Source organism: Pseudomonas sp. SCB32 (assembly GCF_009189165.1).
Lineage (GTDB): Bacteria > Pseudomonadota > Gammaproteobacteria > Pseudomonadales > Pseudomonadaceae > Pseudomonas.
The window spans coordinates 4,415,451-4,436,729 of sequence record NZ_CP045118.1 but is presented as its reverse complement, the minus strand read 5'-3'; the positions used below and the strand labels follow the sequence as shown (position 1 = coordinate 4,436,729).

The following is a 21,279-nucleotide window of genomic DNA, read 5'->3' as shown; positions in this document are numbered from 1 at the left end:
GTCACCACGTTAGGGGGGACGCGACCCTAGTCCATCATCTGAATGAATGATGACGCCGCTTGGATCAGCGCTGGCCCAGGCGCACCAACAGGCTGACCAGCTCGGCCTGGCGGCTGGTGTGGGTCTTGCGGAACAGCGCGCGCAACTGGCTGCGCACGGTATTGATGGAGGTGCCCAGGTGCTCGGTGCATTGCTCCGGTGAGAGCCCGCGCACCAGCAGGTCGCCCAGGCGCTGCTCGGCCGGAGTAAGGCCGAACAGTTCGCCGAGCAGCCGGCTCTGGCGCTGCGGGTCGAGCAGGGCGAGCAGGGCCAGTGGCCGCTGGAAGGCCTGGTTGAAGCCGGCTTCGGCCGGCACCGGGGTGACCAGCAGTTCGAGCGCGCTGCTGTCGCTCAGCGGCAACCAGCCCGCCTTCCCCTTGCCCTGGCGAGGAGCGGCGTGGCGCACCAGTGCCTGCAGGCGGGCATTGTGCCGGCGGTAGTGCAGACGGCCGAAGACTTCATAGAAGGCCGCTTTCTGTTGCCGCAGCTGCTGCTGTGCGGCCTGGTTGGCATAGAGCACGCGGGTGTTGCCATCGAGCAGCCAGAGTGGCGTGGGATGCTGGTCGAGCAGCAGGTCGCGCTTGGAAAGCTCCTGGCGCATGTCGCCGATCCGCTCGAACATCCGCGCCGCGCGGACCAGGTGCTGGCTCAGGCGGTTCAGCAGGGCCTGTTCGTCGGGCGTGGGATAGCGCGCACCGACGCTGGTCAGCACCGACAGGTAGATGCCGGCGCTGGCCTGCTCGTTGAGCTTCAGGCAGGACACGTTGAGCATGTCGTTGGGCAGCTGGAATTCCTGATAGTAGGGGTCGCGGCGGATGCGCTCCGGGCCGAACTCCACCAGGTCGTGGTACCAGTTGCCCACGGGGCGGTGGACCATGAAGCCCTTGGACGGATCGATATTGCAGTAGTCGCGGTTGTACAGCTCGATGGCGCCGGGATCGCACAGGTTGATCTCGCTCGCCAGTGCGCCTGCCTGGGTCTGGTCCCAGAACAGCAGGGCGCCCTGCTGGCGGCCGGTGGCGCCGAGCAGGCCGGAGAGCAAGGGCAGCCAGGCGCTCTCGTCGAGCACGCATTCATAGGAAAGTCCCACCAGCTGGTCGTACAGCACGTCCATATCCCGACTCGGCATGGGGTTACTCCAGGCTTGCAGATTGCACGATTGGCAGAGGTATGGCTCATGGCCTTTCTTCGCGCAAGGCACCGGGGTACGGCGCCATGGCTGGCCGTTGGTCGGGTGCAGGGCTTCCGACGAGTGGCGCAGATGGGCAGGGCGAGGCATCGGGCCGTCAGAGTTTCACCAGAACAACACTTCGTCAGCCGACCAAGGGCCCTGCTATGCGGTTTGAGGATTCTCCGTGATCGGCTATGAGTAAAAGGTAGTAACGCAGAATTTCCCCTTGGCGGCGCGAGCCTGAACCGCCCGGTGCAGCTTGTCAGGGATAAGAAGAAGGAAGTTGAAGCACGCTATGGATGCCTCGGGGCTTTTGCCGAACCGTCGAAGAACACGGCTGCTACGGCTGATATGGCCGTTCATGGCCGTGGTGCTGTTGCAGGCGCTGATCGGCGCCGGCAGTCTGTACATTCTTTCCGGCGTGCGGGCGTACGTGGGTGGCGAAAGCCTCTGGTCGAAGGGGCAGAAGGATGCCATCCACTACCTGCAGCGTTATGGCCAGACCCGCGACCCGGAAGACTACCGCCGCTACGAGGCAGCGATTGCCATTCCCCTGGGTGACCGCACCTTCCGCGCGGCCCTCGACCAGGACCCGCCGGATATCGAGCAGGCGCGGCGCGGCGCGCTGGATGGCGGCAATCACCCCGATGACGTCAACAGCCTGATCTGGCTGTACCGCTACTTCCACGAGTACAGCTTCTTCGACGAGGCGGTGAAGCGCTGGATCGTCGGCGACACCTTCCTCGACCAGCTCCTGCAGGTGGCCGACGAGATGCACGCGAGCATCCGTGCCGGCACGGTCAACCCCGGCGACCTGAGTTACTGGAACAACCGCATCCAGGGCATCAACGAAGGTGTGACGCCAGCGGCCATGGCCTTCTCCGCCGCCCTGGGCAAGGGTTCGCGGATGCTGATGTGGGTGCTGCTGGTGGTCAACTGCCTGGCGGGGCTGGCGCTGATCCTCCTGGCGATCTGGCGGACTCTCAAGCTGGTGCGTCAGCAGCGGGCCTTCGAAAGCGCCCTGGACGCCGAGAAGGAGCGCGCGCAGACCACCCTGGCGGCGATCGGCGACGGTGTGGTGACCCTCGATGCCCAGGAGTGCATCGCCTATTTCAACCCCGCCGCCGAGCGGTTGATTGGCTGGGACAGCAACATGGCGGTCGGCCTGCCGTTGCGCTCGCTGCTGCGGATATTCGACGAGGCCAATCAGGAAGAAGGCCTGCCGTTGGTGGGGCAGATCCTGCGTGGCGAAGTGGATGGCGGCAGTGAGTCGAGCAAGCTGATCCAGCGCCTGGACGGTACCAGCGTGGCGGTGACGCTGGTGGGCACGCCGATCCATGCTGACGGTCGGGTGGTCGGCGTGGTGCTGGTGATGCATGACATGACCCGCGAGCGCCAGTACATGGCCAGCCTGTCATGGCAGGCAACCCACGATGCGCTGACCGGCCTGACCAACCGCCGCGAGTTCGAATTCCGCCTAAAGCAGGCGATGGAACGCTCGGTGCACATGGATGACCGCCATGCGCTGATGTACCTGGACCTGGACCAGTTCAAGCTGGTCAACGACACCTGCGGCCATGCCGCCGGCGACGAGCTGCTGCGCCAGGTGTGCTCGGTATTGCAGCAGTGCCTGCGCGACGGCGACACCCTGGCGCGGCTGGGCGGCGACGAGTTCGGCATCCTGCTGGAGAACTGCCCGCCGGAAATGGCGGAACAGATCGGCGAACGTATCCGCCTGACCATCCAGGGCCTGCATTTCATCTGGGAAACCCGGCCGTTCAACATCACCGTCAGCATCGGCGTGGTGCATGTCTCGTCGATGCTGGTGTCCGTCGAGGAGGCGCTGCGCTGCGCCGACATGGCCTGCTACATGGCCAAGGAGAAGGGCCGCAATCGCGCCCAGGTGTTCCGCCCCGACGATACCGAGCTGTCGACCCGTGTGGGCGAGATGGCGTGGGTCCAGCGCATCCGCCTGGCCCTCGACGAGGAGCGCTTCTGTCTTTATGCGCAGGCGATCTTCCCGGTCGATGCGCGCGCGGACGAGGGCGCCCATGTCGAGTTGCTGCTGCGCCTGAACGATGAAAGTGGCCGCCTGGTGGCCCCGATCAACTTCATTCCCGCCGCGGAGCGCTACGGACTGATGCCCGACATCGACCGCTGGGTGGTCGAGAGTGCCTTCAAGACCCTGGCAGCCCGTGCGATGGAAGGGGATTACGAGCCGATCCATACCTGCGCGATCAACCTGTCGGGAGCGACCATCGGCGATGACACTTTCCTCGACTTCCTGCGCGACCTGCAGCCGCGCTATGGCATCGCCCCGGCGAGCATCTGCTTCGAGGTGACCGAAACCAGCGCGATCGCCAACCTGGTCAACGCGACGCGCTTCATCCAGGAGCTCAAGGCCCTGGGCTACCGCTTCTCCCTCGACGACTTCTGCGCCGGCATGTCCTCCTTCGTCTACCTCAAGCACCTGCCGGTGGACTACCTGAAGATCGACGGCAGCTTCATCAAGGACATGCTCGACGATCCGATCGACCGGGCCATGGTCCAGGTGATCAACCAGATCGGCCACGTCATGGGCAAGCGCACGGTGGCCGAGTTCGTCGAGTCGATGGAAATACTCGAAGTCCTGCGGGAAATCGGCGTCGACTATGCTCAGGGCTATGGCCTCGCCCGGCCGCAACCCTTCAACCGCAGCTTCCTGCGGGAGACGGAAATGGCGACCGCTGGAGCGAACACAACCTCCAGACGGTGACGCCGGAGCCGCGGAGGACTAATCTGAGGCCAGTTTGACCGGTGCTTGCATGGATCGATCGGCAACGGAGCCTTGGATGAACGAGACCTTTGTTCGTAGTGGGCCGCTCAAGGAGCTTTCCAGTTACCCCCTCTGGGCCCAGCGCCTGGTGCAGGAGTGCGAGAGCAGTCGTCAGGCGGTGGTCGGCCACCCCTTCTACGCACGCATGCGCGACGGCCAGCTCAGCCGCCAGACCCTGCGCGCCTTCCTGATCGGCGGCTGGCCGGTGGTGGAGCAGTTCCCCCTGTACATGTCGCAGAACCTGCTCAAGACCCGCTTCGGCCGCAGCCCTGGCGAAGACATGGCGCGGCGCTGGCTGATGCGCAACATCCGCGTCGAACTCAATCATGCCGACTACTGGTTGCGCTGGGCCGAGAGCTACGGCGTGACCCTGGCCGAGCTCAAGGCCCAACTGGTGCCGGGCGAGCTGCATGCGCTCAGCCACTGGTGCTGGCACACCAGCTCCAGCGATGAGCTGGCGTTGGCCATGGCGGCCACCAACTACGCCATCGAAGGCGTTACCGGCGAGTGGTCGGCGCTGGTGTGCTCCACCGACGCCTACGAGCGCACCCTTCCTGCCGGCAGTCGCAAGGACGCCATGCGCTGGCTGAAGATGCACGCCCGCTACGACGACGACCACCCGTGGGAAGCGCTGGAGATCATCTGCACCCTCTGCGGCCCGCAACTCGCGGTGCCGCGCTGCCTGTCCCTGCGCGAGGCGATCTGCAAGAGCTTCGGCTACATGCGCATGTTCCTCGATCACTGCATGGCGCTGGAGCAGGCGCACAGCGGCTCGCGGCGGCGGCCGATGCAGGCGGCGGGGTAGGCTCGGCGCTGGGGGCTTGCCCTCACTCCTGCCCGCTGGGAGCGGGTGGGAATGAGGGCACCTGATCTACAAACCACTCAGGGCAACAGAATGATCTTCTCGCTGCTCCCCTCGTTGATTTCCCGATAGCGCTGCACCCCCTCGCTCAGCGGCACTTCGCGCAGGCCGGTGGGCAGCGGCAGCTTGCCGTCATCGAACCACTGGCCGAACTGGCGCAGCATGTTGGCGCAGGCCACCGTGTCGTAGAGCAGCGAATTGACCCCGACCACCGAGCCGCCACGGCGGTACAGCGCCAGGGCCGGCAAATGCACATGGCCGTCCACCGGTGCGGCGATGATGGCGATGCGGCCGAAGGTGGCCAGCGCGGAGACCGCCGCCGGCAGCCAGAAGCCGGTGGTATCGAAGATCACCTCGGCGCCGCCGGGGAAATGCTCTTCTACCTGCGCGGGCAGGGTGTCGGCAGAGCCCAGCAGGATGCTCCGGACGCCTTGCGCCTGCAGCTCCGCCTGCGACTCGGCGCGGCGCACCGCGCCCAGCACCTCGGCGCCAAGGGCCTTGGCCAGGGCGATCGCCGCTGCGCCAACGGCGCCCGAACCAATCACCAGCAGGCGCGTGCCGGCGCCCACCTGGCTGCGCTCCAGAGCGTCCCAGGCGGTGGTATAGGGCACGCCGCAGCTGGCGGCCTGGGCGAAGCTCATGCGCTCGGGCATTGGTGCCACGCCGCCGGCCGGCACGCTCATCAGTTGCGCGTGGCTGCCATTGCGGGTGAAGCCCAGCCCCTTGCCGGTGCCCCAGACGGATTTTCCGAGCAACTCGGCCGGGCCTTTCACCACGATGCCGGCAAAGTCGCGGCCCGGCACGCGCGGCAGGGTGGTGTAGGGGAAGCGGCCCAACACGTTCTTCACATCGCTGGGGTTGAGGCCGGCGGCATGGACTTCCACCAGCACTTCTCCGGCGGCGGGAATCGGGTCGGGCAGTTCGGTGAGGCTCAGGGCGGCGAGGTCGCCGGTGCGGTCGAATTGCAGGGCTTTCATGGCACGGGTCCGTAACAGTGGATGGAAGGTCGAGTCAGTGCAGCCAGCGGCTGAGCAGCGGCATGGCGTTCTCGCCGATCTGCATGCCCAGCAGGCCGACCAACGCCACCAGCGGCGGCGCCGGGGAGCGGAAATCGAGGAAGTGGTAGGCCAGGCCGACGGCGGTGCCGATGGCCAGAGAGATCAGGTAGCTCATGGTGTTCTCCGCGCGGCGCTCGGCGGTTGAAGTGGGATGAATGAAGTCTAGGGCGGGGGATCGGCTGGCGCCGGTCAATGGCTTCGGAATATCGGACAGATGTGTGGTGGGATTGGATCGATGTGCTGGGCTTTTTTTTCGTAGGAGCGGACTCCGTCCGCGATGCTTCTTGTTTGGGTGTTTCTGCACCGCTTCGGTGTGTGCTGATAGGTTTTGTTTCGCCCCCTCGGGCGAGTCACTTTTCTCAAACGACGGATGGCCGCCCCACGCAAAGTAACCAAAGGTCTTGCCCCTGCATCCGGGTCCCGCTTCGCGGGACTGATTCGCTTCGCTCACCCTGCGGGCCAGCCTTCGGCTGTTACTACGCTGCGCTCCGTTTCCCTCGCTCCATCGCAGTTTCAGGGGCCCGTGTCGACGGGCCATCCATGGCCCAACGACGCTCTCGCGACATCCATGTCGCTCAACCCCTGAAACTCCGATTCCACTCGGCCTCCTGAAGGGGCGCTCCGGTGCGTGCGGAAGTTTCTCTGGAAACCGCTTTTCGTAGGAGAGATGGGGGCGCCTAGCCTTTGTCCGCGAAGGCTCACCTTTGCCCCCATGCTGCAGGATGAACACCCGTAGGGCGAATAACGCGCAGCGTTATCCGCCTTGATGGGTTTCGCTTCGCTCTACGCCATCCTACGAAGCGCCATTCAGCATGAAGCAGCCAGAGTTTCCGGCGCGCGCAGAGTCCCGTCAGGAGGCCGAGTGGAGGTATTGCGCAGAGGGGCGAGCGGCATGGATGCCGCGAGAGGCGTAGAGGGCCAGGGATGGCCCTTCTACGCCGACCCTCGGAGCGATACCGGAGCGAGGGGACCCCGGCGAAGCCGGGGCCGGATGTCGGGACGAGACTTTGGGTTACTTTGCGTGGGGCGGCCATCCGTCGTTTGGCAAAGTGACTTGCCCGAGGGGGCGAAACAAGATCTCTCAGCACACGCCGAAGCGGCGCAGAAACACCGAACAAGACGGTGGATAACGCTTTATGCCCACCTGCAGATCGACTACTTCCCGCAATACTCCGACGGCGCCACCCCCAGCTCCCGCCGAAACATCTCGCTGAAGCTCCCCGGCTGATAACCCAGGCCATGGGCGATCTGGCCCACCGGCAGGCCCTCGCTGAGTTGCGCCACCGCGGTGGCCAGCTGCACCTGCCGTCGCCACTGGGCGAAGCCCATGCCCAGGCTGCGCTGGAACAGGCGGGCGAGGGTGCGCACGCTGGCGCCGGCGTCGGCGGCGTGTTGCTCGAAGGAAATCTCCTGGGTCGGCTCGGCCATTACCGCCAGGCAAAGGTTCAGCAGGCGGCGGTCGGACTCATCCGGCAGCGGCACCCGTAGCAACAGGCTGCGCGCCCGTTGCAGCTCCAGCACGGCCAGGTGCGACAGCGCCTGGTAATAGTCGGTGTCCGGTGCGCGCTCGTGCTCGACCAGGTGCACGATCAGCTCGCGCAGCAGGCCGCCGACCTCGAAGGCCTGTACCTGTTCGCCCAGGGAGTCCGCTGTCCCAGGCCGCAGGTAGATATTGCGCATCTGCAGTTCGCTGACCACGCGGATGCCATGGGGCACCTGCGGTGGTAGCCAGACGGCGCGGTTGGGTGGCACCAGCAGCGCTTCCTGTGCGGTCTCCACCCACATCACCCCGGACATCGCATAGAGCACCTGCCCCCAGTCATGGGAGTGCGGCTCGATGTGCAGGCCACGCGGATAGTTGCGGGCCAGGGCACGGAGGGACGCCGTGGTGGCGTCGAAGTCGGGTGGAGCGGCGCGGGCCATGGAGGTATTCGGCGGTGGAGATGCGCCGCATGGTAGCCGCTGGGCGTGATCGCTGGCGAGCCGGGCCGTACGCAGTGGAACGCTGGCGCACCGCCTTGTAACGAATTCCTTACGGTGCGACGGCGCGCCGCAGGGGGCTTTGGGCGGCGTAAGGTTTTCTTGCCGCGCGGCCAGGCCAGGGGCGCTTGGCGCGGCGCCGGGGTGGCTTGTCCGCAGGGGCGCTGACGGTTGAGATGAAGGCATCCAGACGCCTGGACGGCCCCGCGCCGCACCAGCCGATAACGACAACGAGGAGGCCGGATGAACGCCGTGTCCAAGATCGCGCAACACAATCCTATCGGTACTGACGGCTTCGAGTTCGTCGAATTCACTGCTCCCGACGCCACGGGCATCGAACAACTGCGTCAGCTGTTCACCGGCATGGGCTTCACCGAGACCGCCAAGCACCGTTCCAAGGAAGTCTTCCTGTTCCAGCAGAACGACATCAACATCGTGCTCAACGGCAGCCCCACCGGCCACGTCCACGAGTTCGCCAAGAAGCACGGCCCGAGCGCCTGCGCCATGGCCTTCCGGGTGAAGAACGCCGCGCAAGCCGCCGCTTACGTCGAATCCCAGGGCGCCAAGCTGGTCGGCAGCCACGCCAACTTCGGCGAACTGAATATCCCCTGCGTCGAAGGCATCGGCGGTTCGCTGCTGTACCTCGTGGACCGCTACGGCAGCCACAGCATCTATGACGTCGACTTCGAGTTCATCGAAGGCCGCAGCGCCAACGACAACGCCGTCGGCCTGCTGTCCATCGACCACCTGACCCACAACGTCAAGCGTGGCCAGATGGATGTCTGGTCCGGCTTCTACGAGCGCATCGCCAATTTCCGCGAAATCCGTTACTTCGACATCGAAGGCAAGCTCACCGGCCTGCTGTCCCGCGCGATGACCGCGCCCTGCGGCAAGATCCGCATCCCGATCAACGAGTCGGCCGACGACAAGTCGCAGATCGAGGAATTCATCCGCGAGTACCACGGCGAAGGCATCCAGCACATCGCGCTGGCCACCGACGACATCTACGCCACCGTGCGCAAGCTGCGCGCCAATGGCGTGGACTTCATGGTCACCCCGGACACCTACTACGTGAAGGTCGACACCCGCGTCGCCGGCCACGGCGAGCCGCTGGAGCAGCTGCGCGAGCTGAATATCCTGATCGACGGCGCCCCGGGCGACGACGGCATCCTGCTGCAGATCTTCACCAACACGGTGATCGGCCCGATCTTCTTCGAGATCATCCAGCGCAAGGGCAACCAGGGCTTCGGCGAGGGCAACTTCAAGGCGCTGTTCGAATCCATCGAGGAAGACCAGATTCGCCGTGGCGTGATCTCCGAGACCAAGTAACCGTCACGCGCGCCGACCGCTCCCATTCGCGGTCGGCGCCGGAGAGCCGTCATGCTGACCCTCTATTCCTACTGGCGCTCCAGCGCCGCCTACCGTGTGCGCATCGCACTCGGTCTCAAGGGCCTGGCCTACCGCCAGGTGCCGGTGCATCTGGTCAAGGACGGCGGCCAGCAGCACGCCGACGACTACAAGGCGCTCAATCCGCAGGAGCTGGTACCGTTGCTGGTGGACGGTGAGGCGCGCATCCCCCAGTCCCTGGCCATCCTCGAGTACCTCGAAGAAACCCATCCGCAACCGAGCCTGCTGCCGCGCGACCCGCTGCAACGCGCCCAGGTGCGTGCCCTGGCGCTGCACATCGCCTGCGATATCCACCCGTTGAACAACCTGCGCGTGCTGCAGTACCTCAGCGGCCCGCTGGGCGTGGCGGACGAGGCGAAGAACACGTGGATTCGCCACTGGGTCGAGACCGGCCTGCGTGCGGTGGAGGAGGGCGTCGCCGCCTGGCCCGGCCCGCTGTCCCTTGGCGAGCGCCCCGGTTACTTCGAGGCCTGCCTGATTCCCCAGCTGTATAACGCCCGGCGCTTCGACTGCGACCTCTCCGGTTGCCCGCGCCTGCTCGCCATCGCGGCACGCTGCGAGGCCCTCGAAGCCTTCCAGCAGGCCGTCCCGGAGGTGCAGCCCGACGCTCAGTGAGTATGTTTTATCTGGGTTCCCGCGTTCGCGGGAATGACGAAGAGCGGCATGTGCTTCACGTCATCCCCGCGAACGCGGCAGAGACACGCCGGCAGCCCGTCCCCCGTCATCCCCGAGAACGCAGGAGTGACACGCCGGTAGCTCGTCCCCCGTCATGCCCGCGAACGCGGGAGTGACACGCCGGTAGCTCGTCCCCGTCATCCCCGCGAACGCGGGGACCCAATAAATAGCAACACCGTTCGTAATGCCTTGCCCGCACCGCCCAGCCACGAGCCGGGCGGCCGATTCACGTCACAGATAAAAACAACAGGTGACGCATGACGCGTGAAACTCAACACGCAGGCCAGCTCCAGCGCGGCCTGAAGAATCGCCATATCCAGCTGATCGCCCTCGGCGGCGCCATCGGTACCGGGCTGTTTCTCGGTTCCGCCGGCGTGCTCAAGTCCGCCGGGCCCTCGATGATCCTCGGCTACGCCATCGCCGGCTTCATCGCCTTCCTGATCATGCGCCAGCTCGGCGAGATGATCGTCGAGGAGCCCGTCGCCGGCTCCTTCAGCCACTTCGCGCACAAGTACTGGGGTGGCTTCGCCGGCTTCCTCTCCGGCTGGAACTGCTGGGTGCTGTACATCCTGGTGGGCATGTCGGAACTCACCGCCGTGGGCAAGTACATCCACTACTGGTGGCCGGACGTACCAACCTGGGTTACCGCCGCGCTGTTCTTCGTGGTGGTCAACGCCATCAACCTGTTCAACGTGAAGGCCTTCGGCGAGGCGGAGTTCTGGTTCGCCATCATCAAGGTCGTCGCCATCGTCGGCATGATCGTCCTGGGCTGCTACCTGCTGGCCAGCGGCTCGGGTGGCGAGCAGGCGGCGGTGAGCAACCTGTGGAGCCACGGCGGGTTCTTCCCCAACGGCATCAGCGGGCTGGTGATGGCGATGGCGATCATCATGTTCTCCTTCGGTGGCCTGGAAATGCTCGGCTTCACCGCCGCCGAGACCGACCAGCCGAAGACGGTGATCCCCAAGGCGATCAACCAGGTGATCTACCGCATCCTGATCTTCTACATCGGTGCGCTCACCGTGCTGCTCTCGCTGACCCCCTGGGACAGCCTGCTGCAGACCCTGAATGCCTCCGGCGACGCCTACAGCGGCAGCCCCTTCGTACAGATCTTCTCGATGATCGGCAGCAGCACCGCCGCCCATGTCCTCAACTTCGTGGTGCTGACCGCCGCGCTGTCGGTCTACAACAGCGGCACTTATTGCAACGGTCGCATGCTGGTGGGCCTGGCCGAGCAGGGCGACGCCCCGCGTGCGCTGGCCAAGGTGGATGAGCGTGGCGTGCCGGTGCGCTCGCTGCTGGTGTCGGCGGCGGTGACCTTCCTCGCCGTACTGGTGAATTACCTGGTCCCGGCCCGCGCGCTGGAGCTGCTGATGTCCCTGGTAGTCGCCGCGCTGGTGATCAACTGGGCGATGATCAGCCTGGCGCACCTGAAGTTCCGCGCACGCATGGATGCCGAGGGCAAGCGCACCGCCTTCCGCGCCGTGTGCTACCCGCTGGGCAACTGGCTGTGCCTGGGCTTCGTGGTGTTCATCCTGGGCGTCATGCTGCTCACGCCGGGCATCCAGGTGTCGGTCTACGCCATCCCGGTGTGGCTGCTGGTGATGTACGGCTGCTATCGCCTCAAGCGTCAGCCGGCGGCGCATGGCGAGCGCAACGCAGTGCTTGCCGACTGACCGAGCGGCCTGATCCTACGTAGGGTTGGGCCGCGTTCGATTGACCACGCGGACCGACCTTTCCTAGAGTGACCGAGCCATTTTTCGTCAGGGGGATACTCATGAAAAAAGCACTTTGGCTGCTCGCGGCTGCCGTGCCGGTCCTGCTTGTTGCCTGCGGCGGCGAGGAGAAGAAAGCGCCCCAGGTCGACGCGCTGGTCCTGCCAGGCGATGCCAAGCTGGAATCGCGCAGCGTCTCCTACAAGTGCGAGGACGGCCGCAAGATCGGCGTCCAGTACCTCAACAAGGGCGACAACAGCCTCGCCGTGGTGCCGGTCACCGATGCCTCGGCACTGGTGTTCGCCAACGTCATCTCCGCCTCCGGCGCCAAGTACGCTGCCGGCCAGTACGTGTGGTGGACCAAGGGCAAGGAGGCCACCCTGTACAAGGACTGGAAGGGCGGCGAGCCGGCGGATGGCGTGGCCTGCAAGGAAAACTGATCCGCTTTCGCGACCCCATGAAAAAGCCCGGCAGATGCCGGGCCTTTTCATGGACGCGTGTTTCGTTGCGGTGCCAGGCATACGTGTAGGAGCGGACTCTGTCCGCGATCGGCCCCGTGCCGGAAATCGCGGACGGAGTCCGCTCCTACGAAAGCCATCTCCCCGCGCTGGGTTCTCCCGTAGGAGCGGGCCACGCCCGCGATCGCGCGCATGGCGCGCTCCTACAAACCGCGTGTCAGAAGGTGAACTCCAGGTTCACCGTCGGCGTCGAGGTGCGGCTGCCACGACCGCCGTCCACGCCGAACTTGTTGTGCCAGTACTCGTAACCCACGCCGACCCAGAAGTTCGGCTGGCGCTTGGTGCCCGGCAGGGTGGCGAACATCAGCGAGGTGCGGATCAGGGTTTCCGGCGCGGTGTCGTTGTCGTTGTAGTCCCCGCCCTTTTCCCCGGTGTAGTTCATGAAGCCCTGGAACTTCGCTCCGTGGTCGCCCAGCTGGAACGGACGCAGCCAGACCAGATTGACCATGTAGGTGGCGTCGAAGGTGTGGTCCGGGTGTTTCACGTTGGGAATGCCCGAGTGGTTCTTCTCGCGGTAGTAGAACAGCGAGAGGTCCAACACGCCGGGGCTGTTGAACTTGAGGGTCGGGCCGAACACCAGGGCGCGCTTCTTCGCCGAGGCGCGGTTGTTGTTGCGGCTGGCGTCGAAGCCGAAGGTGAAGGCGTAGTCCTTCACCAGCCCGGTGCCTAGCGGCGTGTCGAGCACCCGCGAGGCATACAGCTGGCTGCGGAATACGCCGTATTCCTCGCTACTGCCCTCGCGGGTGCCCTCGCGCGGGTCGTTGCTGTCGGATTCCAGCACGTCCAGGCTGAAGAAGTTGCTGCCGTAGCGATAGCCGTCCGCGTGGGTGAAGCTGAAGATGTTCTTGCTGATGTAGTTCGGGTTGTTCGGGTTGGTGAAGTCCTTGCCGTAGCGGTACCCGAGGGAGTTGCTGGTCCATTCGAAGAGTCGACCATCATCGGCCTGCGCCGCGCCCCAGGGGGCGACGATCAGCGCGGTGCCGAGGGCGAGCCAGCGACCGTTGCTCAGGCGGCGGCTGGAACGCGGTTGAAGGCGGGCGGCATCAGTGGCCGCTGGCGCCAACACGGTTGAAGACATGCTGCACCTCATCTTGTTTTTGTTATGGGGCCCGCGTGCCGCAGTTCGCGCTGCGGCCGGTGACAGGAGAGGGTTCTAATGGTGAATTGAGGACATTGCAAGAAAAACTTGTACACAGTTTCGTATACAAAAATTGATCCGAAAGTCAGGAAAAGGCTCTGGACAGCGGCCTAGATAGTTCGGCGACAGATAGCCAGCGGCGCGATATGCTGCGGATATTTCCAGCCAGAACCGCTGCCATGCTGCAGATTTCCAACGCGGTGCAGATCCCCGACGCCGAGATCGAGCTGAACGCCATCCGCGCCCAGGGCGCTGGCGGGCAGAACGTCAACAAGGTGTCCAGCGCCGTGCACCTGCGCTTCGACATCAGCGCCTCGTCGTTGCCGGAGTTCTACAAGGAGCGCCTGCTCGCCCTGAGCGACCAGCGCATCACCGTCGAGGGCGTGGTGGTGATCAAGGCGCAGCAGTACCGCACCCAGGAGCAGAATCGCGAGGACGCGCTGAACCGCTTGGCGGAGCTGATCCGCAGCGTCGCGAAAGTGGAGAAGAAGCGCCGCCCGACCAAGCCGACGCTGGGCTCGAAGACGCGCCGACTGGACGGCAAGAGCAAGCGCGGGACGATCAAGGCCGGGCGGGGAAAGGTGGATTACTGAGGTATGTGGTTGTGGGAAACAGCGGGGTTTAACCGTATGGATTCTCGATTTCTGTCCTTGGGTCAGTCCGGAGGCAGGCGCCAACTAGCTTTGTGAGCTCCACCTGGATGGATCTCGCCCCATGCCTTTGCAACCTGCGGTCTACCTGCTCGCCAGTCAGCGTAATGGCACGCTTTACATTGGAGGAACCCGTGATCTGGTTCGTCGGGCTTATGAGCACCGTCATTCGCTGGTTCAGGGTTTTACTCAGCGCTATGGAGTGCACTGCCTTGTGTACTACGAGTTGCACGATTCGATGCTGGAGGCCATTACCCGCGAGAAGCGTCTGAAGAAATGGCGGCGGGAGTGGAATCTGGAGCTGATCGAGTCGTTCAATCCGGATTGGCGCGACTTGTGGGATGAGATTATTTGAGTGAGGTTCGGGGCTTAGGGGGCGGCTATTGGATTCCCGCGAACGCGGGAATCCAAAGACTCCAAGCCCACGGTTCTGCACCGACTACCCGGACTTAGCTGACGCGCCCCTTGCGCTCGCGCATCTGCGCCAGCATGCGTTCGGCGTTGGCGTCACAAGCCATGCCTTCGGGCTTGTTCTCGATTCCGTCGATCACCGCCAGCAACTGCAGGCGATTCTGCTGCAGCTGGTGCTGCAGCGCCTCGATCTCGGCGACCTTGCGCTTGAGACCGGCGAGCAGCTCATCGTGGCCGGTGTTGCCCGGCGTGGCCTGGGGCAGCAGGTGGCGGATTTCCTCCAGGCTGAAACCGGTCTGCTGGGCGCAGCGGATGATTTCCAGCAGGTCCAGGGTTTCCGCCGGGTACTCGCGATAGCCGTTGGCCAGGCGGCGTGCCGGGGCGATCAGCCCGCTGGCTTCGTAGAAGCGGATGCGTGAGGCCGCCAGCCCGCTGAGGCTCGCCAGTTCACCGATTTTCATGGAGGGCTCCGAAAGGGGCTTGACCTTAAAGTGAACTTTAAACTTAACCTCGCCAGCACCACAACCACGGAGTCGCGCCATGTCCCCCTTCCAGCCCCTGCGCCTGCCCAACGGCAGTGAAATTCCCAACCGTGTGGCCAAGGCCGCCATGGAGGAAAATCTCGCCGATGCCCAGCAGTCTCCCTCGGCGGAACTGATGCGCCTGTACCAGGCCTGGGCCGAGGGCGGTGCCGGCCTGATGATCAGCGGCAACGTGATGATCGACCGCCGCGCCATGACCGGCCCCGGCGGCGTGGTGCTGGAGGACGAGCGGCAGCTGGAACGCTTCCGCCAGTGGGCGCGCATCGGGCGGTCGCGCGGCGCGCAATTCTGGCTGCAGATCAATCACCCCGGCCGCCAGGTGCAGGCCAACCTGGGGCAGGGGGCGTGGGCGCCCTCGGTGGTGCCGCTGGAGATGGGGCGCTTCTCCAAGATGTTCGCCGTGCCGCGGGAAATGAGCGAAGCGGACATCCGCGAGGTCATCGAACGTTTCACCCGCACCGCCGTCCTGGCCGAACAGGCAGGCTTCAGCGGTGTGCAGATCCACGCCGCCCACGGTTATCTGCTCAGCCAGTTCCTCTCGCCGTTGAGCAATCGCCGCAAGGACCGTTGGGGCGGGGCGCTGGAGAACCGCGCGCGCCTGCTGCTGGAGATCGTCCGCGCGGTACGGAGCAAGGTGTCGGCGTCCTTCAGCGTCGGGGTGAAGCTCAACTCTGCGGACTTCCAGCGCGGCGGCTTCGATGCCAGCGATGCCCGCCAGGTGATCGAGTGGCTGAACGCCGAGGCGGTGGACCTGGTCGAGCTCTCTGGCGGCAGCTACGAGGCCCCGGCGATGCAGGGTGAAGCACGCGACGGCCGCACCCTGGCACGCGAGGCCTATTTCCTCGAATTCGCCCGCGAAATGCGCGATACCGCGCGGATGCCGCTGATGGTCACCGGAGGCATCCGCCGCCTGGCGGTCGCCGAACAGGTGCTGGACAGCGGCCTGGACATGGTCGGCATCGGCACCGCGCTGGCGCTGGAGCCCGGGCTGGTCGAACACTGGCGCGCCGGCCGTGACGCGCAGCCGCAATTGCAGCCGATCCGCTGGCGCTCCAAGCCGTTGGCGGCTCTGGCCTACATGGCACTGGTCAAGTTGCAGCTGCGTCGCCTGGGTGACAGCCGTCGCCCCGACCCGCAAGCCTCGCCACTGCGCGCGTTGCTGCTGGACCAATGGCGCACACAGCGGCGCACCCGCCAGTACCGGCGCTGGATGGCCGGGCAGGTGGGTTAAACCCGGACGCGTGACCACCCCGTAGGAGCGGGCCATGCCCGCGATCGCGCGCATGGCGCGCTCCTACGATAGAGGGGAGCCGCCCAGCTCCGGCACCGCCGGAATCTCCGTTCGCGAGCAGGCTCGCGTCTACAGAACCGGTACTGTTCCTGTAGGCGCGACAGACGTCCAGTTGGTGCTCGCCAAGGCCATCAGCCCTCGAAGCTGCAACCAACCCGCCCCAGCCCTTCGATCTCCAGCTCGAACGCATCCCCCGGCGCAACCTGCGACATCGGCGCCAGTGCTCCGCACAGCAGCACGTCGCCGGCCTTCAGCGGCGCCCCCAGGCGCGCCATGCGCCGAGCCAGCCACAGGGCGATATCGAGTACCGCCGCAATATTCGTCTGGGTGGGCGGGAAGGCCGATGCGCCGTTGCGCAGCAACTGCACCGCCAGCGCCGCGCCGTCCAGCTTCTCCAGTGCGACCGGCTGGTTGCCGGTGAGGTAGAGGCCCGCGCAGAGGTTGTCGGCGACCGAATCGAGCAGGCCGATCTGCCAGTGGGACACGGCGGTGTCGTTGATCTCGATGGCGGGGACGGCGCCGTCCAGGCAGGTGCGCAGGGTGGCGAGGTCCGGCTCTCCGGCGGGCAGGTCGCGGCCTACCAGCAGAGCGATCTCGGCTTCGATGCGCGGCTGCAGCAGGCGCTCGCGGGAGATGCGTGCGCCGCTCGGGCAGCGCAATTCGGCGAGCAGACGGCCGTAGACCGGCTCGTCGACCTTCAGCGCGGCTTGCATGACCGGCGAGATCAGCCCGGCCTTGGCACCGGCCAGGCGTTGACCGGCTGCCAGCGCCAGGTCGAGGCCCAGCGCCTGCACGCGGTAGGCATCGTCGAGTCCGGCCAGGGTGTAGGTGGCCGCCGGCGCGGCGATGGGCGTTCGGCTGGCCCGCGCCTGGGCCAGGGCACGGGCGGCGGCGTGATGGTTGTCGGTGCTCATGGTGCTTCTCCTCAGCGGCAAGGGATGTCGCCGACCACGGTGGTGCGGAACATCTCGCGGCGCATGCCGTGGTAGTCCGACACCGGGTAATGCCAGGTGCTGCGGTTGTCCCAGATCGCCAGGGTGCCCTGGGTCCAGCGCATGCGGCAGGTGAAGGCGGGCTGGGTGGCGATGCCGAACAGGTAGTCCAGCAGCGGCTGCGATTCGGCGGGGCGCATGCCCTTGATGCCGCTGGTGTAGGCAGGGTTGATGAAGAGGACCTTCTTGCCGGTTTCCGGATGGCGGGTGACCAGTGGGTGGGAGCGCACTTCGCCGTCGTGGTTGCCGTAGCGCACCGCCATGTTTTCCATCAGGTCGTTGTGCTTGGCCTCGGCGCCGTAGGCGCGCTCCGGGCTGTGGATGGCGTCGAGGGTTTCCAGCTGGGCGCGCAGCTTGGGCGACAGCCATTCGTAGGCCAGCGCCAGGTTGGCGTAGAGGGTGTCGCCGCCGAACGGCGGAATGTCGTGGCCGTAGAGCAGGGTGAAGGCCGGCGGGCGCTCCTGGAAGGACCAGTCGGTGTGCCAGGCGCCGCCGAAGACCACCGGCGTCTTCTCGTTGGCTTCCTTGACCACCCGCACCACATGGGGATGGTCCTCCATGCCGACCACATAGGGCTCGCGGCCGAATTCACCGAAGCGCAGGGTCACGGCTTCGAGGTCTTCCACGCCCAGCGACTGGCCACGAATGAACAGCACCTTGTGCGCCAGCAGAGCCTGGCGCAGCTCGGCGTAACCGTCCTCGCCCAACTGCCGGAGATCGACGTTGGTGACGTCCGCGCCAATGGCACCGGTGGCGGGGACGATGCTGAAGTGGCGGTAGTCTGCCGCTCGGTTCTGGCTCGGCAGGGCGTAGAAGAACTCGAACATGGGGAGGCCTCTTGTGGGTGTTATTGGCTCATCAAGGATGGTCAGCGTGCGCGCTTTCTTCCATGATGATCAGCGCCAAAAATTGACTTTCTCCGCCAACGAGAGCCGCCAACGAGTGTTGGCAGGGAGCCCGCGATGGACTGGCGTCAGATCCGAGAAATCACCGGAGTGCGCTACCTGCTCGATACCGCCCGCGAAGCCGGGCTGGCGCCGGATGCCTGCCTGGTGGGCAGCGCCATCGCGCTGGCGGACCTGCAGTCGCGCGCGGTGCGCATCCAGGCCTGGCAGGAGCTGGCGGTGATCCGCAACGTGCTGCAGCGTATCGGCCGTCCCGGCCTGGGGTTGGCGGCCGGCCAGCGCTACCACCTGACCTCCCTCGGTCACCTGGGTTTCACCATGCTCGCCAGCCGTACCTTGCAGGAGGCGTTCGAGACCTTCGGACGTTTCCAGAGCCTGGCGCTGACCCTCTGCCCGGTGAGTAGCGAGTCCGAGGCGCGCGGCGTCTGGCTGGTCTACGACGACACGGTGCTACCCGAGGACGCCCGGCCCTTTGTGGTGGAGCGCGGCATCGCCGGCTGCCTGCAACTGTCGCGGGAGCTGCTGCAACGCTCGCTGCACCCGCTGGCCATCGAGCTGAAAGGCGCCCGGCCTGCGGACGTCACGCCCTTCCGTGAGCTGTTCGGGCTCATCCCGCGCTTCGCCGCGTCGCGCAACGCGATGCTGTTCGCCCGGCAGGACCTGCTCGCGCCGTTGCCGCAGGCGCACATCAGCGCCCGCGACAGTGGTGAGCAACTGTGCGAGCAGTTGTGCGGCGAGCTGGCGCTGACCCTTGCCGCGACGCCTACCGCGCGCCTGGTACAACAGCTGCTGCTGCGTGAGTCCGCCAGCCTGCTGGGGGGCTGCGAGGTGGCCGGGCGGCTGGGCCTGTCCGAGCGCACCCTGCAGCGCCGCCTGGCTGAGGAGGGGCAGAGCCTGCAGACGCTCAACGACGGCATCAAGCAGCGTCTCGCCGAGCGCCTGTTGCGTGAGTCACGGATGGACCTGCAGGAGATCGCCCAGTGCCTGGGCTATGCCGAGGCGGCCAGTTTCTCCCGCGCGTTCCAGCGCTGGACGGGGCAGGCGCCGGGGCGGTGGAAGCGTCAGGGGGACATGCTGTTCCAGCCGTCCTGATACGGGCGCAGGCGCCCGCGTGGGAGCAACTGTCCCGGGTGGGCCCGTAGGATGGTGTGGAGCGAAGCGATACCCATCACGGCGGATAACGCTCCGCGTTATGCCCTACGGGTTGTGCGGCGGTTGCTTTTCGCAGGGCCGAGGGGGAAGCCAAGTCCTTGCTCGCGAATAGATTTTCCCGGCCGCATCGGAGTTGGGCGGTTCGCGAGCAAGCTCGCTCCTACAGGTGTTCATCCGGCTGCAAGAATTCAGTGGCGGACCTTCGCGGACAAGGTCCGCCTACATTGTTTTCTGGATCCCCGCGTTCGCGGGGAAGACGATTGCGGAGCGCGGTGGACGACATCGTCACTCCCGCGAAGGCGGGAGCCCAGAAGACAGTTGCTCCTACCGTCCCGACACTTGTATCGAACCTTTCTGCCGATCAAAAAAAGACCGGCCAATGGGCCGGTCGAGGGGGAAGAAAGCAGCTTCAGCGGCAGACGCAGGCGATTGCCGCCGCCAGGTCTCCCAGGCGTTCGGCGTCGAGCCCGGCGATGTTCGCACGGCCGCTGCCGACCATGTACACGCTGTGCTCTTCGCGCAGGCGGCGCACCTGTTCCGGCGTGAGGCCGGTGTAGGAGAACATGCCGCGCTGGATGGCGATGTGCGCGAAGCGCTCGGCCAACCCGTGGGGCCGCAGCGCCTCCACCAGCCCCTGGCGCAGGTCGGCGATGCGTGCGCGCATGCCGTCCAGTTCTTCCATCCAGAGCCCCTTGAGGTCCTTGTCGCCGAGGATGGTGGCGACCACTTCGGCGCCATGGGCGGGCGGGGTGGACCAGAGGTTGCGGGCCATCAGCGCCAGCTGGCTGCGCACGTCGGTGAGCTTGGCGGCGCTGCCGGCGCAGACGATCAGCGCGCCGGTGCGGTCGCGGTAGAGACCGAAGTTCTTCGAGCAGGAACTGGTGATCAGCATTTCCGACAGGTTGTCGGCGAACAGCCGCACGGCGCGGGCGTCCTCTTCCAGGCCGTCGCCCAGGCCCTGGTAGGCGAAGTCCAGCAGCGGCAGCAGCTCGCGCCGGTGCACCACGTCCAGCACACGCTGCCAGTCGTTGTAGGCCAGGTCGAAGCCGGTAGGGTTGTGGCAGCAGGCATGCAGCAGCACCACATCGCCATGGGGCACGCGCTCCAGGGCGCTTACCATGGCTTCGACATCGAGGCGATTGTCGGCATCGACGTAGGGGTAGTGCGACACGCGCACGCCAGCGGCGGCGAACAGGCTTTCGTGGATCGGCCAGGTCGGGTCGCTCAGCCACACGCTCTTGCCGGGCAGGCAACGGGCGATGAAGTCCGCCGCCAGGCGCAGGGCGCCGGTGCCGCCCGGGGTCTGGGTGGCGTCGGCGCGCTGGGTGGCCAGCAGGCGCGAGTCGGTGCCCAGCACCAGCTCGCACAGGCGCGCGGCGAACAGCGCGTCACCGTGGCCGCCGACGTAGCTCTTGGTGGTTTCGGTCTCCACCAGGCGCTGCTCGGCGATCTTCACCGCGCGGGGAATCGGCGTCAGGCCCTGGGCGTCCTTGTAGACGCCCACGCCAAGGTCGAGCCGCGCCGGGTTCGGGTCGGCCCGGTAGGCGTCGAGCAGGCCGAGGATCGGGTCGCCCGGCACGCGGGTAACCTTGGCGAAATGGCTCATTTGCGGCCCTCGGCGGTTTGCGCCACCTCGTCGGTGCGGGCGGCCATGATGAAGTCGTTGCGGTGCAGGCCCTTGAGTTCGTGGCTCCACCAGGTGACGGTGACCTTGCCCCATTGGGTCAGCAGGTCGGGGTGGTGGCCTTCTTTCTCGGCGATGGCGCCGACGGCGTTGGTGAAGGCCAGGGCATGGCGGAAGTTCTTGAACAGGAAGACCCGCTCCAGCTCCATGTGGCCGTCGCGGACTTCGATGTTCCAGTCCGGGATCTGCTTGATCAGTACCGCCAGTTCTTCGTCGGACACCTTCGGGGCGTCGGCGCGGCAGGCTTCGCAATGGGCTTGGGTGAGTGCGGTCATGG

The 21,279-nt window shown here is 66.0% G+C and carries 20 protein-coding genes; 10 read left to right on the top strand and 10 right to left on the bottom strand.

The genetic code is table 11. The features are described from left to right. Positions 1-64: 64 nt before the first annotated feature. A complete protein-coding gene (locus tag GA645_RS20225) occupies positions 65-1,168 on the bottom strand; it encodes a helix-turn-helix transcriptional regulator (protein WP_256675980.1) in 1,104 nt (367 codons plus the stop codon). A gap of 403 nt (positions 1,169-1,571) precedes the next feature. Between GA645_RS20225 and GA645_RS20220 the strand changes: the two genes are divergently transcribed. Both GA645_RS20220 and GA645_RS20215 read left to right on the top strand, forming a co-directional pair. After that, a complete protein-coding gene (locus GA645_RS20220; RefSeq protein ID WP_152224750.1) occupies positions 1,572-3,965 on the top strand; it encodes an EAL domain-containing protein in 2,394 nt (797 codons plus the stop codon). A gap of 76 nt (positions 3,966-4,041) precedes the next feature. Continuing rightward, positions 4,042-4,830, top strand: a complete 789-nt coding sequence (locus tag GA645_RS20215; RefSeq protein WP_152224749.1) for a TenA family transcriptional regulator — start codon at positions 4,042-4,044, stop codon at positions 4,828-4,830. 77 nt (positions 4,831-4,907) lie between these two features. On the opposite strand, the gene GA645_RS20210 is transcribed toward GA645_RS20215, so the two are convergent. From GA645_RS20210 to GA645_RS20200, 3 genes are all read right to left on the bottom strand, one after another. After that, positions 4,908-5,864 carry a zinc-binding alcohol dehydrogenase family protein gene (locus GA645_RS20210; protein ID WP_152224748.1) on the bottom strand — a complete coding sequence of 319 codons (957 nt, stop codon included), beginning with the start codon at positions 5,862-5,864 and terminating at the stop codon, positions 4,908-4,910. A 34-nt stretch (positions 5,865-5,898) separates the two neighbouring features. Next, the gene (locus GA645_RS20205) at positions 5,899-6,060 is read right to left on the bottom strand and encodes a DUF1427 family protein (RefSeq protein WP_152224747.1); all 162 of its coding nucleotides are present in this window, start codon (positions 6,058-6,060) and stop codon (positions 5,899-5,901) included. Positions 6,061-7,100: 1,040 nt separating this feature from the next. Continuing rightward, positions 7,101-7,868, bottom strand: a complete 768-nt coding sequence (locus GA645_RS20200; protein ID WP_152224746.1) for a helix-turn-helix domain-containing protein — start codon at positions 7,866-7,868, stop codon at positions 7,101-7,103. Positions 7,869-8,168: 300 nt separating this feature from the next. Between GA645_RS20200 and hppD the strand changes: the two genes are divergently transcribed. The 4 genes from hppD (at position 8,169) to GA645_RS20180 (ending at position 12,159) form a co-directional block, all read left to right on the top strand. Further along, the gene (gene hppD / locus GA645_RS20195) at positions 8,169-9,254 is read left to right on the top strand and encodes a 4-hydroxyphenylpyruvate dioxygenase (protein WP_152224745.1); all 1,086 of its coding nucleotides are present in this window, start codon (positions 8,169-8,171) and stop codon (positions 9,252-9,254) included. Positions 9,255-9,305: 51 nt separating this feature from the next. Further along, complete coding sequence (maiA, locus tag GA645_RS20190; RefSeq protein WP_152224744.1) at positions 9,306-9,947, top strand: maleylacetoacetate isomerase; 642 nt, start codon at positions 9,306-9,308, stop codon at positions 9,945-9,947. A 317-nt stretch (positions 9,948-10,264) separates the two neighbouring features. Further along, complete coding sequence (locus tag GA645_RS20185) at positions 10,265-11,680, top strand: amino acid permease (protein ID WP_152224743.1); 1,416 nt, start codon at positions 10,265-10,267, stop codon at positions 11,678-11,680. 101 nt (positions 11,681-11,781) lie between these two features. Beyond that, the gene (locus GA645_RS20180; protein ID WP_152224742.1) at positions 11,782-12,159 is read left to right on the top strand and encodes an MliC family protein; all 378 of its coding nucleotides are present in this window, start codon (positions 11,782-11,784) and stop codon (positions 12,157-12,159) included. A 235-nt stretch (positions 12,160-12,394) separates the two neighbouring features. Here GA645_RS20180 and GA645_RS20175 read toward each other — a convergent pair whose 3' ends face one another. After that, the gene (locus GA645_RS20175) at positions 12,395-13,315 is read right to left on the bottom strand and encodes a nucleoside-binding protein (RefSeq protein WP_152224741.1); all 921 of its coding nucleotides are present in this window, start codon (positions 13,313-13,315) and stop codon (positions 12,395-12,397) included. Between the two features lie 239 nt (positions 13,316-13,554). Here GA645_RS20175 and arfB point away from each other — a divergent pair, with 239 nt between their 5' ends. Beyond that, entirely contained in the window at positions 13,555-13,968 is a 414-nt protein-coding gene (gene arfB, locus GA645_RS20170; protein ID WP_152224740.1) for an alternative ribosome rescue aminoacyl-tRNA hydrolase ArfB, read from the top strand. Positions 13,969-14,089: 121 nt separating this feature from the next. After that, positions 14,090-14,380, top strand: a complete 291-nt coding sequence (locus GA645_RS20165; RefSeq protein ID WP_218572334.1) for a GIY-YIG nuclease family protein — start codon at positions 14,090-14,092, stop codon at positions 14,378-14,380. Between the two features lie 94 nt (positions 14,381-14,474). Here the strand turns inward: GA645_RS20165 and GA645_RS20160 are convergent, their stop codons facing one another. Continuing rightward, positions 14,475-14,897 carry a MerR family transcriptional regulator gene (locus GA645_RS20160; RefSeq protein ID WP_152224739.1) on the bottom strand — a complete coding sequence of 141 codons (423 nt, stop codon included), beginning with the start codon at positions 14,895-14,897 and terminating at the stop codon, positions 14,475-14,477. Between the two features lie 79 nt (positions 14,898-14,976). On the opposite strand from GA645_RS20160, the gene GA645_RS20155 reads away from it, so the two are divergent. Further along, a complete protein-coding gene (locus GA645_RS20155) occupies positions 14,977-16,209 on the top strand; it encodes an NADH:flavin oxidoreductase/NADH oxidase family protein (RefSeq protein WP_152224738.1) in 1,233 nt (410 codons plus the stop codon). Between the two features lie 191 nt (positions 16,210-16,400). Here the strand turns inward: GA645_RS20155 and GA645_RS20150 are convergent, their stop codons facing one another. Together GA645_RS20150 and GA645_RS20145 are read right to left on the bottom strand one after the other, a co-directional pair. Next, entirely contained in the window at positions 16,401-17,183 is a 783-nt protein-coding gene (locus GA645_RS20150) for a 2-keto-4-pentenoate hydratase (RefSeq protein WP_152224737.1), read from the bottom strand. 11 nt (positions 17,184-17,194) lie between these two features. Next, positions 17,195-18,088, bottom strand: coding sequence for a TauD/TfdA family dioxygenase (locus GA645_RS20145; protein ID WP_152224736.1), 894 nt, complete (start codon positions 18,086-18,088; stop codon positions 17,195-17,197). Between the two features lie 135 nt (positions 18,089-18,223). Between GA645_RS20145 and GA645_RS20140 the strand changes: the two genes are divergently transcribed. After that, entirely contained in the window at positions 18,224-19,258 is a 1,035-nt protein-coding gene (locus GA645_RS20140; protein WP_152224735.1) for an AraC family transcriptional regulator, read from the top strand. A 469-nt stretch (positions 19,259-19,727) separates the two neighbouring features. Here GA645_RS20140 and GA645_RS20135 read toward each other — a convergent pair whose 3' ends face one another. Together GA645_RS20135 and GA645_RS20130 are read right to left on the bottom strand one after the other, a co-directional pair. Continuing rightward, positions 19,728-20,924: an amino acid aminotransferase gene (locus tag GA645_RS20135; protein ID WP_152224734.1), complete on the bottom strand. Its 1,197-nt coding sequence runs from the start codon at positions 20,922-20,924 to the stop codon at positions 19,728-19,730. Then, positions 20,921-21,277, bottom strand: a complete 357-nt coding sequence (locus tag GA645_RS20130; protein ID WP_152224733.1) for a 4a-hydroxytetrahydrobiopterin dehydratase — start codon at positions 21,275-21,277, stop codon at positions 20,921-20,923. The genes GA645_RS20135 and GA645_RS20130 overlap by 4 nt, the downstream gene beginning before the upstream one ends. Between the last annotated feature and the right edge of the window lie 2 nt (positions 21,278-21,279).